The 15716-nt window shown below is 57.2% G+C and carries 15 protein-coding genes; 7 read left to right on the forward strand and 8 right to left on the reverse strand.

The annotated features are described in order from the left end of the window. Positions 1-6 precede the first annotated feature (6 nt). From V6936_RS03500 to V6936_RS03520, 5 genes are all read left to right on the forward strand, one after another. Complete coding sequence (locus tag V6936_RS03500) at positions 7-864, forward strand: MotA/TolQ/ExbB proton channel family protein (RefSeq protein ID WP_059317537.1); 858 nt, start codon at positions 7-9, stop codon at positions 862-864. 2 nt (positions 865-866) lie between these two features. Next, positions 867-1367, forward strand: a complete 501-nt coding sequence (locus V6936_RS03505; RefSeq protein ID WP_003799462.1) for an ExbD/TolR family protein — start codon at positions 867-869, stop codon at positions 1365-1367. 89 nt (positions 1368-1456) lie between these two features. Continuing rightward, a complete protein-coding gene (locus V6936_RS03510; RefSeq protein WP_003799463.1) occupies positions 1457-2137 on the forward strand; it encodes a response regulator in 681 nt (226 codons plus the stop codon). Positions 2138-2176: 39 nt separating this feature from the next. Further along, positions 2177-3316, forward strand: coding sequence for a sensor histidine kinase (locus tag V6936_RS03515; RefSeq protein ID WP_003799464.1), 1140 nt, complete (start codon positions 2177-2179; stop codon positions 3314-3316). Between the two features lie 3 nt (positions 3317-3319). Then, positions 3320-5206 (forward strand): potassium transporter Kup, encoded by a 1887-nt coding sequence (locus V6936_RS03520; RefSeq protein WP_051010389.1) that lies wholly within the window; start codon positions 3320-3322, stop codon positions 5204-5206. A gap of 93 nt (positions 5207-5299) precedes the next feature. Here V6936_RS03520 and V6936_RS03525 read toward each other — a convergent pair whose 3' ends face one another. The 7 genes from V6936_RS03525 to V6936_RS03555 form a co-directional block, all read right to left on the reverse strand. After that, a complete protein-coding gene (locus V6936_RS03525; RefSeq protein ID WP_219234895.1) occupies positions 5300-5677 on the reverse strand; it encodes a hypothetical protein in 378 nt (125 codons plus the stop codon). Positions 5678-5859: 182 nt separating this feature from the next. Continuing rightward, positions 5860-6288: a monovalent cation/H(+) antiporter subunit G gene (gene mnhG / locus V6936_RS03530; RefSeq protein WP_336579420.1), complete on the reverse strand. Its 429-nt coding sequence runs from the start codon at positions 6286-6288 to the stop codon at positions 5860-5862. Continuing rightward, positions 6285-6566, reverse strand: a complete 282-nt coding sequence (locus V6936_RS03535; RefSeq protein ID WP_003799468.1) for a K+/H+ antiporter subunit F — start codon at positions 6564-6566, stop codon at positions 6285-6287. The genes mnhG and V6936_RS03535 overlap by 4 nt, the downstream gene beginning before the upstream one ends. After that, the gene (locus V6936_RS03540; protein WP_003799469.1) at positions 6563-7048 is read right to left on the reverse strand and encodes a Na+/H+ antiporter subunit E; all 486 of its coding nucleotides are present in this window, start codon (positions 7046-7048) and stop codon (positions 6563-6565) included. The genes V6936_RS03535 and V6936_RS03540 overlap by 4 nt, the downstream gene beginning before the upstream one ends. Then, positions 7048-8634: a monovalent cation/H+ antiporter subunit D gene (locus V6936_RS03545; protein WP_407927747.1), complete on the reverse strand. Its 1587-nt coding sequence runs from the start codon at positions 8632-8634 to the stop codon at positions 7048-7050. Before V6936_RS03545 ends, V6936_RS03540 begins: the two co-directional genes overlap by 1 nt. Before the next feature lie 44 nt (positions 8635-8678). Continuing rightward, the gene (locus tag V6936_RS03550) at positions 8679-9020 is read right to left on the reverse strand and encodes a Na+/H+ antiporter subunit C (protein WP_003799476.1); all 342 of its coding nucleotides are present in this window, start codon (positions 9018-9020) and stop codon (positions 8679-8681) included. Continuing rightward, the gene (locus V6936_RS03555) at positions 9020-11947 is read right to left on the reverse strand and encodes a monovalent cation/H+ antiporter subunit A (RefSeq protein WP_003799479.1); all 2928 of its coding nucleotides are present in this window, start codon (positions 11945-11947) and stop codon (positions 9020-9022) included. Before V6936_RS03555 ends, V6936_RS03550 begins: the two co-directional genes overlap by 1 nt. A 196-nt stretch (positions 11948-12143) precedes the next feature. On the opposite strand from V6936_RS03555, the gene hemN reads away from it, so the two are divergent. Further along, entirely contained in the window at positions 12144-13565 is a 1422-nt protein-coding gene (gene hemN / locus V6936_RS03560; protein WP_336579421.1) for an oxygen-independent coproporphyrinogen III oxidase, read from the forward strand. Between the two features lie 122 nt (positions 13566-13687). After that, positions 13688-14836 (forward strand): NAD(P)H-dependent flavin oxidoreductase, encoded by a 1149-nt coding sequence (locus V6936_RS03565; protein WP_059317543.1) that lies wholly within the window; start codon positions 13688-13690, stop codon positions 14834-14836. A 77-nt stretch (positions 14837-14913) separates the two neighbouring features. Here V6936_RS03565 and V6936_RS03570 read toward each other — a convergent pair whose 3' ends face one another. After that, a complete protein-coding gene (locus tag V6936_RS03570) occupies positions 14914-15450 on the reverse strand; it encodes a hypothetical protein (protein WP_003799485.1) in 537 nt (178 codons plus the stop codon). Positions 15451-15716: the final 266 nt, after the last annotated feature.

Consider the following 15716-nt stretch of genomic DNA (forward strand, 5'->3'; position numbering starts at 1 on the left):
AGATCAATGATGCAGGAACTATTTCAAAGCGTATGGGTAAGCCTGGCACAAGTTGCAGGGCCTGTTGCCGATCAGGCTGCCGCCAGTGTTGCTGCTGCTGAGGAAGCGACCGGGGTGCTGCACTTTATCCAGCAAAGCGATGTGGTCGGCAAGACCCTGTTTGTGATTCTGGCCTTGATGTCGATTGCCAGCTGGTATCTGATTATCGTCAAGGGCATCTTGTCTTTCCGTCTGAAACGCCGCTCGCAAAGTTTCATGCGCGAGTTCTGGTCGGCCAGCTCGCTTGAGCAGGTTGAAAACGAGATCGCTACCCACGGTGCACGTGATCCGTTCAGCCATCTGGCCAGTCACGCCATTCACGCTCAAAAGCATCACGTCAAGTACGGGGCTATGCGGCTGGAGGAGAAAGGTTCAACGGGTGCGTTTGTGTCGCGCATCATGCGCAAGGTGATGGACGAGGAAACCGCCAAACTCGAAAACGGCCTGACATTGTTGGCTTCGGTCGGTTCCACCGCTCCGTTCGTAGGCCTGTTTGGCACGGTGTGGGGGGTGTACCACGCGCTCATCAATATCGGTCTGTCCGATGGCGTCACCTTGAACAAGATTGCTGGCCCTGTGGGCGAGGCATTGGTGATGACTGGCCTGGGTCTGGCCGTAGCCATTCCTGCCGTGCTGGCCTATAACGCGTTTGTGCGCACCAACCGCGTTTACTTGTCCCAGCTGGACGCTTTTGCGCATGATCTGTTTACCTTCCTGACGACCGGTCAGCCGGTGCAGGATACGCAACCTGTTCTGCGCCGTGTCCCCAGTTCGGGTGGCGGTGCAGCATCGAGCTCGGCAGCCGCTGCCAAGCGGGAGCATTAATCATGGCCTTTGGCAGCTTTGATAATCGTAATTCGGGCTCTGCGTTGTCTGAAATCAATATGGTGCCGCTGATCGATGTGATGCTGGTGCTGCTGGTGATCTTTCTGATCACCGCTCCTTTGCTGTCGCACTCCATCAAGATACAGTTGCCCCAGGCAAGCTCCGAGCCGATTCAGCAAGATCCCAAGACGATTGATCTGGCTATTGATGCGGCAGGGCAGATTTTTGTCAATGAGCAACTGGTGGCCCTGGAAGATTTGGCGGCTACTTTGGCTCCCTATTCCAAGGAGCAGCCGCAGCCGGAACTGCGTATCCGTGCCGATACCGATACTCGCTATGAAACACTGGCCCAGGTCATGAGCCGCTCCAAGGCTTCTGGCCTGACCCGATTGGGATTCATCACCCGTCCAGGCCCAACGACCCAGGCTCCTGTACAAGAGGGTGACGCACAGAAAGGTCCATCAACGGGCGAGACCACGGGCAAGCCGGCACCGGCTCCGTAACGCTGCGCGTAATCCCTCATGTTGTTTTTTCTGGCCCCTCGCTTTGCATCCGCGACGCGAGGGGCCAGTTTCGTAATAAAATCCCTACAATGCGTGTACTAGTTATTGAAGACGACGCCATACTGGGCGCCGCACTGCAGGAGTTTCTCAGCGATCAGGGCTATGCGGTTGACTGGCTTCAGGAAGGTGAAAGCGCCTTGAAGGAGCTGTCCGCCCAAGTCTACGATTTGCTGCTCCTGGACTTGAACCTGCCAGGCATCAGTGGCCTGGAGGTATTGCGGCAGTTGCGCCAGCAGGGCAATGCGATACCCGTTCTGATTCTGACCGCGCGCGACGGCGTGGATGATCGCGTGGGCGGTTTGGATGCCGGTGCGGATGATTACCTGATCAAGCCCTTTGATCTGTCCGAGCTGGCTGCCCGGGTACGTGTCTTTGGCCGCCGCCGCAGCGGGCAGGTGCAGCCTGTTATTGATGTCGGGCCCTTGAGTTTTGATACGATTGGCCGCGAGCTGCGCTGCGCGGGGCAACGCGTGAACCTGTCGGTGCGTGAGCTGTCCGTCCTGGAAATGCTGATGATGCGGGCCGGTCGTGTGGTCACCAAGCAGCAGATTATTAATTCCTTGTCTGCTTGGGATGCCGATTTCAGCGACAATGCGGTCGAAGTTTATGTGTATCGTCTGCGCAAACGCCTGGAAGGCACCGGGGCAGTGATACAGACTGTGCGCGGCTTTGGCTATCTGCTCGATGTGGAGAGCGTGGCCGGAGCATAACGGCAGCCTGTGCCCGCTGCCAGACACTTTAGGTCAACCATGCCCGATCAGCATCTTTCTTCAGCGGAAAAAACCTCCTTGTTGCGATCATGGCTGGAACGCTTTCTTGCCCCCGGCTCTTTGGCCCGCAAATTGATGGGCCGGCTTTTTCCTCCGATTTCCATTCTTGTTGTACTGGATCTGAGCGTTACCTGGGTGCTGACACGTCGTATGAGCCTGGAGGATTGGCTGCTGCGCGATATTTTCTGGACCATGGCCTTGAGCCAGGTCTTGCTGGTCAGTTTGATCGCCTGGGTGCTGTTATCCGGTATTCGCTCTCAGCTTGCCTCGATTGATGATTTGTCACAACAAATACGCAATCGGGCCGATGATGATTTTGAACGCCTGGATGCGAGCGCCTTGCCGGCGGAAATCGTGCCCTTGGTGGAGCACTTTAACGAGTTGCTGGAGCGTCAGCGTGATACCCTGCAGGCGCAAAAGCGCTTTATTGGTCATGCTGCGCATCAGTTGCGTACTCCCCTGACCGGTTTGCAGCTGGAATCGGAGCTGATGTTGGCCAAGCCCTTACCGGACGATATTCGCCAGCGCGCCGAGCGCATCAAAAGTGTGTCGGATCGTATGATTCGCCTCGGTCAGCAGTTGCTGGTGCTGGCCCGCACGGATGCCGATACCAATATCAAAGACAGTTTTGTGCGCCTGGATCTGTGTGAGTGGACGCGTGAGGAGGGCGGTGACTGGTTTTTGCAGGCCCGTCAGCATGGTGCAGAGATCCATTTGCTGGCGCCTGAAAAGCCGGTTTGGATTGACGCGGCTCCCGTACTGCTGCGCGAGCTGCTGTCCAACCTGATGGATAATGCGTTGCGCTATGGTCAAGGAACGGACCGCATTGTTCTGCGCGTGGCCAGCAACCCGCCGTCCTTGTCCGTCGAGGACCATGGTCCGGGTATTGAGGCCAGCGAGCAACAACGTGTCTTTGAAGCCTTTTACCGTTCACCCGGCACGCAGGCCGGAGGCTCCGGTCTGGGCTTGGCCATTGTGCAGGAAATTGCCCGTGCGCATGGGGCCTGGTGGAGTTTGATGAGCCGCCCTGATTTTCCCGGTACCCGTATCACCATTGTTTTTCCTGGCCCGCGTATTGGTGCGCGTCTGACCCGGCACGATACTTTGATTGGAAATTAAGCTTTGAACACAGCAACAGAAAACCCCAGAAAAGCGGCTCGGGCGGCCTTGTTAGTGGGCGCGTTAGGCGTGGTATATGGGGATATCGGGACCAGCCCGCTCTACACCATGAAAGTGGCCTTGAGTGCCTACAGTCAGCCTGGTGCCGAGCAGGTGTATGGCGTGCTGTCCTTGCTGTTCTGGCTGCTGACCGTGGTGGTTTCCATCAAGTACGTGACGGTGGTGCTGCGACTGGATAATAAAGGCGAAGGCGGCACCCTGGCTTTGATGGAGTTGGCTGCCCGTGGTATTCATGGGCCCAAGCGCCAGCTCATTGTGGTTTTGGGGCTGATTGGCGCTGCTTTGTTCTATGGGGACAGCATCATCACGCCGGCCATTTCCGTGATGTCTGCATTGGAAGGCATTGGCATGGTCTCGCATGTGCTTGACCCCTGGGTGGTGCCACTGGCCCTGGGGGTTTTGCTGGCACTGTTCCTGATCCAGTCGCATGGAACGGGAACCATGGGCAAGTTGTTTGGCCCCATCATGCTGATCTGGTTTCTGGTTCTGGGTGGCTTGGGCTTGTGGCGTGTGATCGAACATCCGCAAGTGCTGATGGCCCTGGACCCGCGTTGGGCGGTGGCTTTTATTGCCCAGGCGCCCTGGCAAACGTTTCTACTGCTTGGCGCTTTGGTTCTGGCTTTGACCGGAGCGGAGGCCTTGTATGCCGACATGGGCCATTTTGGTCGTCCTTTGATTCGTAAAGCCTGGTTCCTGGTGGTGATGCCTTGTCTGGTTTTGTGCTATTTCGGCCAGGGCGCCTTGCTGATATCCGACCCGACCGCGATTCGTAATCCTTTCTTTTATCTGGCACCGAACTGGGCGCTGGTACCCATGGTGATGCTGGCAACGGTCGCAACCGTGATCGCTTCTCAGTCCGTGATTTCGGGGGCGTTTTCCGTAACCCGGCAGGCAGTGCAGCTTGGTTTCTGGCCTCGTATGGTCATTCAACATACTTCGGCCAAAGAAGAGGGACAGATTTACCTGCCTCGGGTGAATTTGCTGTTATGCGTGGCGGTGATGGTGCTGGTGCTGAGCTTTGGTTCCTCGGACCGTCTGGCTCATGCTTACGGTTTTGCGGTAACGGGCACCATGCTGATGACCAGTTTGCTGGCCTTGATGCTGTTGCCGCGTCGCGCCCACGGACTCAAGCGCTGGGCCTGGCTGGGGCTTTTGGGTATTTTCCTGGTACTGGACGTGCTGTTGTTCTCGGCCAATGCGCTTAAATTGCTGGAAGGGGGGTGGCTGCCGTTGCTGGTGGGGGCGGTTCTGCTTGGCTTGATGTTGACATGGAGGCAGGGGCGCGCTGCGTTGCACGAGCGTTTGCTGGAAAACAAACAACCTTTGAAGGAGTTTTTGCTCAACCTGGAGGAATATGCTCCAACCCGCGTACCGGGCACAGCAGTGTTTATGAGCACCATCCCAGATTCGGTTCCCCCAGCCTTATTGCATAATCTGAAACATAATAAAGTGCTTCATGAGCAAGTCCTGTTTTTGACGGTGAGCAGTGCGGGCGTACCCTATGTGCCCTTTGGTGAGCGCTATACGCTGCAACGTCTGAGCCGGGGAAGCTGGCAGGCTGTTGCCTCATGGGGCTTTAAGCAAGAGCCTAATGTACCTCAGTTGCTCGAGCAGATTACCCTGGAGCATCCAGAGCTCAATCTGGAGCCTATGCAAACGTCTTACTTCTTGTCCCGTCAGACCGTGATGATCCAATCGCGACAGCCTTGGTATCTGGGATGGCGTCGACGCTTGTTTGCGTTCATGGCTCGCAATGCCAGCCGCAGCACGCGCTTTTTCAAGATTCCACCCAATCGAGTGGTGGAGATGGGCATGCAGGTCGAGTTGTAAACCGAGAGTATCGTTCAAAACGAAGAATGGGCCTGGTAAGGCCCATTCTTTTTAACTGCCAGCCTGCGCAGGCAAAAGTGTGTCCGCGAAGGTTTATTGAGCGGGCACCACCGTTGTGGTCTCGCGCAGGATACCGCCACCTTCCACGCTGCCGCGTACAGTGGTGTCCTGACCGCGCATGGCTTTCAGGCAGTCTTGCTGCCGATCAGCGGGCAGACGATGGCACCGTGCCTGACGATTGGCCTCCAGATTGTGATCCTGTTTGTCCAGCTTATGCTGACGCTCGGCCTGCAAGGCAGCACCAGCTTCACGACGGCAGGTGGTCCGCTGCTCACCGGTAAATTGCTCGCAGCGCTGGATGTCGTGGCGATAGTCTTTGGTCGGGGTTTGAGCCCAGGCAGCAGAGGACAGTAAACCTAGACTGAGCAAGCCTGCACTCAGGATTCGGGATGGGCGTGTATGTAGACTCATCAATCTCACTCCTTTACTTGCTAAGGGAATCACCGGCTTGGCGAGCGCTGTCACGAGTAGGTATGAGCAGGCCGCAAAGCCCCAAAAGCAGCTGCGTATAGGGCAATCCCTGACACGCAGTAAACCCCTATCAGTATAAGTGGAGCAGTTGCAAGTGAGGGTAATAAAACTTTTCCAACTCCTTACTGGGGGGGGTGCTCCTGGGGCTCAGGTTGTGGCGGAAGGAGGTCTGCGGGCAGGGGGGCTTTGTGCGGCATGTCCAGATAGCCGGGCTCATCGGGCCCGTATTCGGCCAGACGTTGACGATATTCACGTTTGATGGCGGCACGCATCAAAAAAATGGCGGTGACCGGGGAGGTAATGATCAGGAGCACGCTGATGATGAGTGGATGCAAAATAGGACGGCTCATCAAATGGCTCGCGCTGATCGCCACAGCCAGTACCATGAAAAATGTTCCTAGCGTATTTCCCATTGTTGGGGCGTGAATACGCGAGTACACATGCTTGAAACGCAGCAGGCCCGCCGAGCCGATCAAGGCCACAATGCCGCTTAGCACCAGTAAGAGGGCGACTGGAATGGCAAGCCACCAGGGCAACAATGTGTCTGTCATGGTTCGATGACCTCGGCGCGCAGCAAAAACTTCGCCATCGCGGCGGAGCCTACAAAGCCAAACAGGGCAATCAGCAAGGCAATGTCAAAGTACAGGGTTGAATCAAAGCGGATGCCCAGGGCCAGCAAGGCCAGCATGCCGTTGATGTACATGGTGTCCAGTGCCAGTACGCGGTCAGCGGCGGATGGGCCTTTGAGCAGACGGATGACGGCACAACACATGCCCAGAACAAAGCAGCCCAGGGCAAACTGACAGGCCCAGTAAACAATATCGATCATTGGAAAATCTCCAGCAGCGGGGTTTCATAGCGCTTCTGAATCGTGTCTAACCATACCTGCTCGTCCTGAAGGTCCAGAATGTGCAAGGTCAGGATGCGGGTCTTCTCATCAAACCCTGACCAGACCGTGCCAGGCGTGTAGGTAATGATGCAGGCCAGAGCAGCCAGAGCATGCGGATCGGTCAATCGCAGGGGGATGGCCAGAAAACCGGGACGCGGCGCCTTGCTGCCTTTAAGGACCAGTTTGCCCACGGCGATATTGGACAGCACGATGTCCCAGGCAACTTGTCCAATCAGCTTTAAGGCCAGAAATGGGTGACGGATGCTGGCCTTGACGGGCCGGAACGGGATGGCTGCCAGACTCAGGGCAGTAGCCAGAAACAGGCCCAGCACCAGATAGCCTGGCGATAGCGAGTCGTTCAGCAGCAGCCACAGGCCCAGCAACAGCAAGGGCAGGAACAGGTGTTTGGTATAGCGTCTCATCACAGTCCCTCCGCCTGAACGGAGCGCACAGGGTTTTGTCGCAGGACTGAACCAATATAAATACGTGGTTCATCCAGTTGCTGAGCAGTCTGTTCCAGGTACGTGGTGATGGGGCCGGCATACCAGCTCAGAATCCCGCAGGCGACAATAATGCTGGCAATTGGCGCTGCCTCGATCAATTTCAGACGAGGGATGGTCAGTGAGCTATTGCTCCAGAACAGACGAATGCCCACCCGCACCATGGCGATCAAACCGGCCACTCCTGAAATCAGGACCGCGGCGGTCAGAATCCAGGCGTTCAGGGGTTCTGGGGATTGGCCCGAAGCCTTGAGTGCGGCCGTCAGCAAGGACAGCTTGGCCACAAAACCGGACAGGGGAGGCAGGCCGACAATCAGCAAGGCGCAGGCAATAAAGGACATGCCTAGAAAAACCATCACGCCGGGGATGGCGACGCCGACCACATCATCGCTATGGTCTTCGGATTCAGGGTCATCCAGATCAAAGACTTCCTGGCTGACAGCCAGTAGATCGGCGCCAAAGGGTTTGGTGCGGCTGACCAGTTCCAGCAACAGAAAAAACGCGCCCAGCGCCAGCACGCTGCTGAGCATGTAGTACAGGGCGGGACCTGTCAGAATCACGCCGGGCATGCCCAGTGCCGCCAGCAAGGTGCCCGAGGACACGATGATGCAATAGCTGGCCAGGCGTTCGGGTTGTTGGGCCGCTATGACACCGATAGCCCCAAACGCCAGGGTGGCAATTCCGGCAGGGAACATCCATGCTACGCCGAAGGCCGCAGGAGCACCCGTGGGCAGGAGCAAGGAGCCGATACGCAGCAAGGCGTATATGCCTACCTTGGTCATGATGGCAAACATGGCGGCGACCGGTGCGCAGGCATTGCCATAGGCGTTGGGTAACCACAGGTTCAGAGGCCAGGCGGCCGCCTTGATCAGGAAGGCAATGCCCAGGATGGCCAGGGCTGCCTCAAATACCAGGCGGTCCGAATCCGGCATGGAGCCGGCGCGCAAGGCCAGGTCTGCCATGTTCAAGGTGCCCGTGACGCCATACACCAGCGCAATGGCGATCAGTAGCAGGAACGAGGAAATCAGATTGACGGCGATGTAGTGCAGGCCGGCACTGACACGCGCCGCGCCTGATCCGTGCAACATCAGCCCATACGATGCCGCCAGCAACACCTCGAAGAACACAAACAGGTTAAACAGATCCCCCGTCAGGAAGGCACCGTTCAGCCCCATCAGCAGTAGCTGGAACAAAGAATGGAAATGGACCCCTACGCGATCCCAACGTGCCAGCGAATAGAACCAGCAGCAAAACGCCAGTACATTGGTGAGCACCAGCAAAAAGGCTGCCAGCCGGTCTACGACCAGCACAATCCCGAAGGGGGCGGGCCAGTCACCGAGCAGGTACACCCCGACCGATTGCGGCCAAATGGGTGCCAGCGTCCCATCGGCCAGCAAGAGCAGATAGACGGCACACAACAACTGGGCCAGCAAGGAGGCAAAGGCGATCAGTAGTTTGTAGTGACGGCGCTTGTCGCGCAGCATCACCATCAGGGCCGCGGCCATCATGGGAATGGCGACGGGCAATACGGGCAGGTGTTGATTGAGCAGACTCACAGGTCGTCTTCCTCGCGGCCATCAACGTGGTCGGTGCCGCTCAGGCCGCGGTTGGCCAAAATAACAACCAGAAACAAGGCCGTGGTGGCAAAGCCGATCACAATAGCCGTCAGTACCAGGGCTTGCGGCAAGGGATCGGCATAGCTGGCACCCAGCTCACTGCTGTTAATAACGGGCGCGGCACTGATGGTGAGTCGTCCCATGCTGAAAATGAACAGGTTGACGGCGTAAGAGACCAGGGCCAGTCCCATGATGACCTGAAAGGTACGCGGGCGAAGCAAGAGCCACACGCCCGAGCCCGCCAGGACACCAATCGCAATTGAAAGCACGATTTCCATTATTTATTCTCCATCCCGGATGCAGCGTTCGAGGCGGATTGCAGCGACGGCAGTTTGCGATAAAAACGTAATGACTGGTGGGCCAGCGCGATCAGAATCAGGATGGTTGAACCAATCACCAGCATGAATACGCCAATATCGAAGATCAGCGCACTGGAGGTATGTACCTCGCCGATCAGGGGCAGGTGCAGATCCCAGCTTTGGGCAGACAAAAAGGGCTTGTTAAAGACCCAGACCAGCATGGCGGCTACGCCAGCAGTCAGCAGACCCAGACCAATCCAGGTTTGAGGCTGAATCAAGGGGCGCGATTCCATCCATACCACGCCACTGACCATGTATTGCAAGATGATGCCAGTAGCCATAATCAAGCCGCCCACAAAGCCGCCGCCGGGCAGGTTGTGACCCCGCAGCAGGAAATACAGGGCAATCAGGGTGGAGATGGGCAGCAGCAATCGCAGCAACACGGCTGGAATCTGCATGATGCCCTCGGGCAGAGGTGTTTTGGGGTCGGGCTCAACAAAAACGGCTTCACGGCTGTCTTTGACGTTCTGACGACGGGCCAGCGGCTGAGCGATGGCCTCGATGGGGGGCCGGAAGCGTCGCAGCAGCGCAAAGACGGTCAGCGCCACAATACCCAATACGACGATTTCGCCAAAGGTATCAAAGCCTCGGAAATCAACCAAAATCACATTGACCACATTTGCGCCACCGCCCAGGGGCAGGGCCTTCTCGATAAAGAAGGGCGAAATTCCACTGGGGTGGGGGCGGGTCATCATGGCGTAGGCCAGGGCGGCGATCCCACCGCCGGCCAGAATGGCAATGATCAAGTCGCGACTGCGGCGCAACAGGGCACGTCCACTGTTGTCCTGAGCGCCCGGCATGTCGCTGACACGTTGTGGCAGCCAGCGCAGGCCCAGCAGGATCAGCACGACAGTGACGACTTCCACGGCCAATTGCGTCAAGGCCAGGTCGGGCGCCGAGAGCCAGGCAAAGGTCAGGCTGGTCACCAGACCGGCGCCGCCTGAAAGGAGCAGGGAAGCCGGGCGATGGAATTTGGCCTGACGCGCCGCGCCGATGGCGCAGGCGATGCCGACCACCCACATCAGGGCGAAGAACGGATCAATCGGGGTGAAGATAGTGGATTTGAACCAGTTGCCGCGAGCCAGCGGCAGGGCCGCCACACTGATCGTCACGACGATAATCAACAAGATCTGGCGCTGCAGACGCGGCGAATACAGTTTGCCCACCGCCCAGTTGGCTGCCACTTCCAGGTACTCCATGGCCAGCTCGAAAAAGCGGCGGCCATCGGCGCGTGTCAGCAGCGGGGTGCGCCCTTGGCGGTTCTTATAGAAGCGGTTGATGATAAGGACCAAAATCACGCCCATGACCGTTGCCACCAGACTCATGACCAAGGGCAGATTGAACCCATGCCACAGGGCCAGGTCGTACTGAGGCATTTCACTGCCCAAAATAGCGCTGGCAGCAGTATGCAGGAAGGGCCCGAAGGTCAGGCTTGGCATAATGCCCACCAGAAGGCAGGTCAGCACCAGAATGGCGCTGGGTATGAGCATCCGGCGGGGTGGCTCATGGGGCTCGCGGGGCAGATCCTTGGCGACGGGGCCAAAAAATACCTGTGCAATGAAGCGCAAGGAGTACGCCACGCTAAAGGAGCCGGCAATGACGGCTACCACCGGCAAAGCGTATTCCCAGGTATTGCCGTTGCTGGCCAAAACAGTTTCGGCAAAGAACATTTCTTTGGAAATGAAACCGTTCAGCAGTGGGACCCCGGCCATGGAAGCGGCTGCAACGGTTGCCAGTGTGGCTGTCAGGGGCATGGCATGGCGCAGCCCGGACAAGCGGTTCAGGTTTCGGGTACCAGTTTCGTGATCCACAATGCCGGCCGCCATGAACAAAGAGGCCTTGAAGGTGGCATGGTTCATCATGTGAAAGACCGCAGCAACCAGGGCAAGGGGGCTGCTCAGGCCAAGCAGCAAGGTAATCAGGCCCAGGTGACTGATGGTGGAGTAGGCCAGAACCCCTTTCATGTCACGCTGGAACATGGCCACGTAAGCTCCCAGTGTCAGGGAGCACAAGCCGGCACCGCCAATAATGACTGCCCATTCCGTGGTGCCCGACAGCACCGGCCACAGACGGGCCAGTAAGAATACGCCGGCTTTGACCATGGTGGCCGAGTGCAAATACGCCGAGACGGGAGTGGGGGCTGCCATGGCGTGAGGCAACCAGATATGAAAGGGAAACTGGGCGCTTTTGCTCAGGGCGCCCAGAGCAATCAGGATCAGCATCCCGGTATACCAGGGATGATTGCGAATCTGCTCGCCCGACTCCAGTACCACGCTCAGATCGTAGCTGCCTGCGGCCTGGCCGAGCATGAGCACGCCTGCCAGCAAACAGAAGCCTCCGGTGCCGGTGATGATGAGCGACATGCGGGCGCCCCGGCGTGCGTCCATGCGGTGATACCAATAGGCAATCAGCATGAACGAGGACAGGCTGGTCAGCTCCCAGAACACGACCATCTGGATAAGGTTGCCCGACAGCACGACCCCCAGCATGGAACCCATGAAGGCCTGCAAAAAGGAAAAAAAGCGTCGTACCGGGTCCTGGGCTGACAGGTAATAGTGCGCATACAGGGCAATCAGTGCCCCCATGGCCGTGATGATGATGCTAAAGAGCCAGGCATAACCATCCATGCGCAACTTGAAGGTCAGGCCGTGGGCTGGAATCCAGGAACGGGAGGACTCGAGCACCTCTCCGCGAGCGATGTCCGGATAGGCGTAGAGGGTCAGTAGGGCGCAGGTAACGGCGACAGCGCCGGCAAGAGATGCTTGGAGTTTGCGAGAGTTCGCGGGCATCAGGGAAGATAGCAAGCTACCGATAAACGGCAGTGCTAGGATCACGAGCAAATACATCTGGCTCCAACAGGCGGTAATTTAGGCGGCTAGCGCTTAATAATACGATATATGAAGCTAATTTCAGCCCAACAGTCATAAAAAAAGCGTTTTTTTAGTTCTTGTGGCCTTGATGCAGGTCAAGCGTGTACCCGCGATTTTCTCTCACAATGAATGCTTGACTAGAAGAAATCGGTCTTTTGCAGGAGGACCCTCTATGCCGCAAACCTTGGAAGCATCGGACGCCAGCGCCCCGACCACACAGGATATCGAGATCTCTGAAGCCTTGATTCGGCGCTTTGATCGTTCCGGACCGCGCTATACCTCCTACCCTACCGCAGACCGTTTTTTTCAGGATTTCCCCGCACAGCCCTACATTCATGAGCTGTCGCGGCACGCCTTAAGCAGCAGCAATCCCCCCTTGTCGGTTTACGTGCATATCCCGTTCTGCCAGTCGCTCTGCTATTTCTGTGCCTGCAACAAGATCATCACTCAAGATCGCAGCAAGAGCGAGCAGTATCTGGATTACCTGCTGCGCGAGATCGATATGGTCACCCAGTATATGGGGGAGGACAGGCGCACCGAGCAACTTCACCTGGGCGGCGGCTCGCCCACGTTCCTGGACAATGAACAACTCACCCGGCTGATGACCAAGCTCAAGGAGCAGTTCATGTTCACGGCCGATGCTGAGCTGGGCATCGAGATCGATCCACGCACCCTGTCCGACGACACACTCCAGAACTTGGCGGCTCTGGGCTTTAACCGTACCAGCTTTGGGGTTCAGGACTTTGACCCTAATGTGCAAAAAGCCATTAACCGTATCCAGCCTTTCGACATGGTCGAACGTGCCATCGAGCAAGGCCGGGCCGCTGGCTTCCAGTCCATCAATACGGATCTGATTTACGGTCTGCCCTTGCAGACCCTGGAGAGCTTTGCATCCACCATTGATTTACTGGTGCAACTGAGGCCGGATCGGATTGCCTTGTACAACTATGCGCATCTTCCCACTCGCTTTAAGGCTCAGCGTTTAATTAACGAGGAACAGTTGCCCGATGCCGACCAGCGTCTGCAACTGTTCCTGATGTCCTCGCAGCGCCTGCTGGATGCGGGTTATGTCTATATCGGTCTGGATCATTTTGCACTGCCCAACGACGAGTTGAATCTGGCCCGCCTGGATGGCAGCTTGCACCGCAATTTCCAGGGTTACACCACGCGGTCAGCCTGTGATTTGGTGTCCTTTGGCGTTTCGTCCATTGGGCAAGTGGGGACGATGCATGTGCAAAATGCCCGCAGTCTGCGCAATTACTACGCCGAAATTGACCAGGGGCGTTTGCCCATCGAGCGTGGGATTGTGATGCAGCAGGACGATCGCCTGCGCGCCGAAGTCATCATGCACTTGATGTGCAGCATGCCCGTACCGATTGCGCGTCTGGAAGCGCGTTACGGCATCGATTTTGCCAGTTACTTTTCCGCTGAGCTGCAAGAGCTCAGCAGCTATGCGCAAGCGGGCTTGCTGACCGTCGACTCTCAGTCCATTCAGGTCTTGCCCAAGGGCCGTTTGTTTGTGCGCGCCTACAGCATGGTGTTTGACAAGTACTTGAGCCAGGAAAGCGGCGCACGCTATTCCCGCCTGATTTAACACCGTGGCCGTTGTCAAAGACGGCCACCTTTTTATTGCCCTGTTTCTGGTCCCGACGTGGCCGGCAGGTTCTTGCATCAACCTAAGGTATTTACATCGTGCTAAAGACGGATTTACGTCTCATGTCCCTGAAGGGAAAACTGCTTTTGCCTATTGTCCAAGGCGGCATGGGAGTCGGTATATCGGCGTCCCGACTGGCCGGCACTGTGGCTGCACTGGGCGGGCTGGGAACCATCTCCAGCGTGGATTTACGGCGTCATCACGAAGACCTGATGGACAGCACTCAGGGTGAAGTCGAAAAAGGTGTGGTCGATGCGGCCAATTTGCAGGCGCTGGATCGTGAAATCAATCTTGCCCGAGAGCGCTCGGGCGGCAATGGCGGCATCGCCGTCAACATCATGAAGGCGGTTTCGCAGTATCCCGAGTATGTGCGCCAGTCGTGCGAGAGCGGTGCGGATGCCGTGGTAGTGGGTGCCGGTCTGCCGCTGGACTTGCCCGAACTGGTGCAGGACCATCCCAAGGTCGCGCTCATCCCCATTCTGTCCGACGTGCGCGGCGTCACCTTGCTTGTAAAGAAATGGCTGCGTCGCAAGCGATTGCCCGATGCCGTTGTTCTGGAGAATCCCCGGTATGCGGCTGGCCATCTGGGCGCAGCCGATGATCAGTCTCTGAATAAACCGGAATATGCGTTTCAGCGCGTGCTGGAGGGATGTCGTGCCTTATTCCGAGAGTTGGGCCTGGAGTCCGAGCGCATCCCTTTGATCGCTGCCGGTGGGATTCACCGTCCTGAACAGTTGCGCCAGCTTATGGATTGGGGGGCGGATGGCGTGCAAATGGGGACGGCGTTTGCGGTGACCGAGGAAGGCGATGCCCACGAGAATTTCAAGCGTGTTTTGCTGGATGCGGAAGCCAAAGACATCGTGACCTTCATGAGCGTGGCCGGATTGCCGGCTCGTGCCGTGCGTACACCGTGGCTGGACGCTTATTTGCACAAAGAGAAAAAACTGCAATCGGTGGCTCGCGAACGGCCGTGCACCGAAGGCTTTGACTGCCTGGCTCATTGCGGTTTGCGCGACGGTGTGCAGCGTCATGGACAGTTTTGCATTGACCGTCAATTGGCGTATGCCTTGAAAGGCGATGTACAGCGGGGTCTGTTCTTTCGCAGTTCAGAGGCCTTGCCTTTCGGCAAGGCCATGAAGTCTGTGCGCGAACTGATGGACTATATGTTGAATGGTCGCAGCAAAACACCGGGTGTGGTCCCTGCAGTCTAAGGACCGGGGCTGGGCGAACTGTCTGGGGTGCGAACTGAAGCAGGACGCTCTCCAGACTAAGGCGCGCAAGCGGTGTCTTAGCCCTTGAGCTCGCGTATCAGGCCTTCTTCAGCCGCATCGATGGTATGGACAGCTTCCCGTCGTTGTGTCTCCAATGCCAGACGACGGGCAATCTCATAGCACTCCTCGATGTGCTGGTTGCCGACCTTGCGCAGTACGACAAAGCTGATAGAGGCAGAAATGGCACTGCCTATCAGCGGGACATATTTGGCACCATATTTACCGGCCAGCTTTTTTGCTCCCAGACGCACCAGAATATTGATGATGCGATCAGTGCTCAGAACGCGGCCCACCAGGCCCAAGCCCATGCTTGTTCCACCGACCACCACCAGCTTCTTCAGCTCGGGGCTCAGGGCGTCCACATCGCTGGCCGTCAGTCCAAAGCGGGCATTAATAATGGGGATGACCTTCATTAAAATGGCCACGTCGGTACCTACGTCCACGCCGGGAACAGGGACAACGGCAGCGGCGGCTGAAAGCAGGGCGCGTCGACTGATCAGTTTGCGACATTCCTCTCGGGTCTTATCCAGTTCCTGCAGGGTCATGGTGCTCATGTGTCTTTCCTGAAATCGAAGCGCTTGGGTCTTCACAAGCCTCACTCTATATGGGGTTAGTGGGCTGGTTTTCCAGTGCTGCTGTCTGTTCGTATGGCATTTATCGTAGTTGATGTCGCCAGTTTGAGGAAAAAAGGGGGTGTTTGGTCGCATTTGAAATTTTTACTTTCAAATGCCATGTTTGCCCCTTCAAAGCCATTGCGCCGTGATTTAAAGCCCGGCGTTTTTTTTTGTTGCACTTGGTGGCATTCTTTAAGCATGCATGT

It is taken from the genome of Alcaligenes sp. CHO6, assembly GCF_037120595.1.
Lineage (GTDB): Bacteria > Pseudomonadota > Gammaproteobacteria > Burkholderiales > Burkholderiaceae_B > Alcaligenes > Alcaligenes ammonioxydans.

Excerpts from the sequence above, each read along its gene's own strand:
- V6936_RS03500 (WP_059317537.1), top strand. The coding sequence starts at position 7 with ATGATGCAGGAACTATTTCAAAGCGTATGGGTAAGCCTGGCACAAGTT.
- V6936_RS03505 (WP_003799462.1), top strand. The coding sequence starts at position 867 with ATGGCCTTTGGCAGCTTTGATAATCGTAATTCGGGCTCTGCGTTGTCT.
- V6936_RS03510 (WP_003799463.1), top strand. The coding sequence starts at position 1,457 with ATGCGTGTACTAGTTATTGAAGACGACGCCATACTGGGCGCCGCACTG.
- V6936_RS03515 (WP_003799464.1), top strand. The coding sequence starts at position 2,177 with ATGCCCGATCAGCATCTTTCTTCAGCGGAAAAAACCTCCTTGTTGCGA.
- V6936_RS03525 (WP_219234895.1), bottom strand. The coding sequence starts at position 5,677 with ATGAGTCTACATACACGCCCATCCCGAATCCTGAGTGCAGGCTTGCTC.
- mnhG (WP_336579420.1), bottom strand. The coding sequence starts at position 6,288 with ATGACAGACACATTGTTGCCCTGGTGGCTTGCCATTCCAGTCGCCCTC.
- V6936_RS03535 (WP_003799468.1), bottom strand. The coding sequence starts at position 6,566 with ATGATCGATATTGTTTACTGGGCCTGTCAGTTTGCCCTGGGCTGCTTT.
- V6936_RS03540 (WP_003799469.1), bottom strand. The coding sequence starts at position 7,048 with ATGAGACGCTATACCAAACACCTGTTCCTGCCCTTGCTGTTGCTGGGC.
- V6936_RS03545 (WP_407927747.1), bottom strand. The coding sequence starts at position 8,634 with ATGATGGCCGCGGCCCTGATGGTGATGCTGCGCGACAAGCGCCGTCAC.
- V6936_RS03550 (WP_003799476.1), bottom strand. The coding sequence starts at position 9,020 with ATGGAAATCGTGCTTTCAATTGCGATTGGTGTCCTGGCGGGCTCGGGC.
- V6936_RS03555 (WP_003799479.1), bottom strand. The coding sequence starts at position 11,947 with ATGTATTTGCTCGTGATCCTAGCACTGCCGTTTATCGGTAGCTTGCTA.
- hemN (WP_336579421.1), top strand. The coding sequence starts at position 12,144 with ATGCCGCAAACCTTGGAAGCATCGGACGCCAGCGCCCCGACCACACAG.
- V6936_RS03565 (WP_059317543.1), top strand. The coding sequence starts at position 13,688 with ATGTCCCTGAAGGGAAAACTGCTTTTGCCTATTGTCCAAGGCGGCATG.
- V6936_RS03570 (WP_003799485.1), bottom strand. The coding sequence starts at position 15,450 with ATGAGCACCATGACCCTGCAGGAACTGGATAAGACCCGAGAGGAATGT.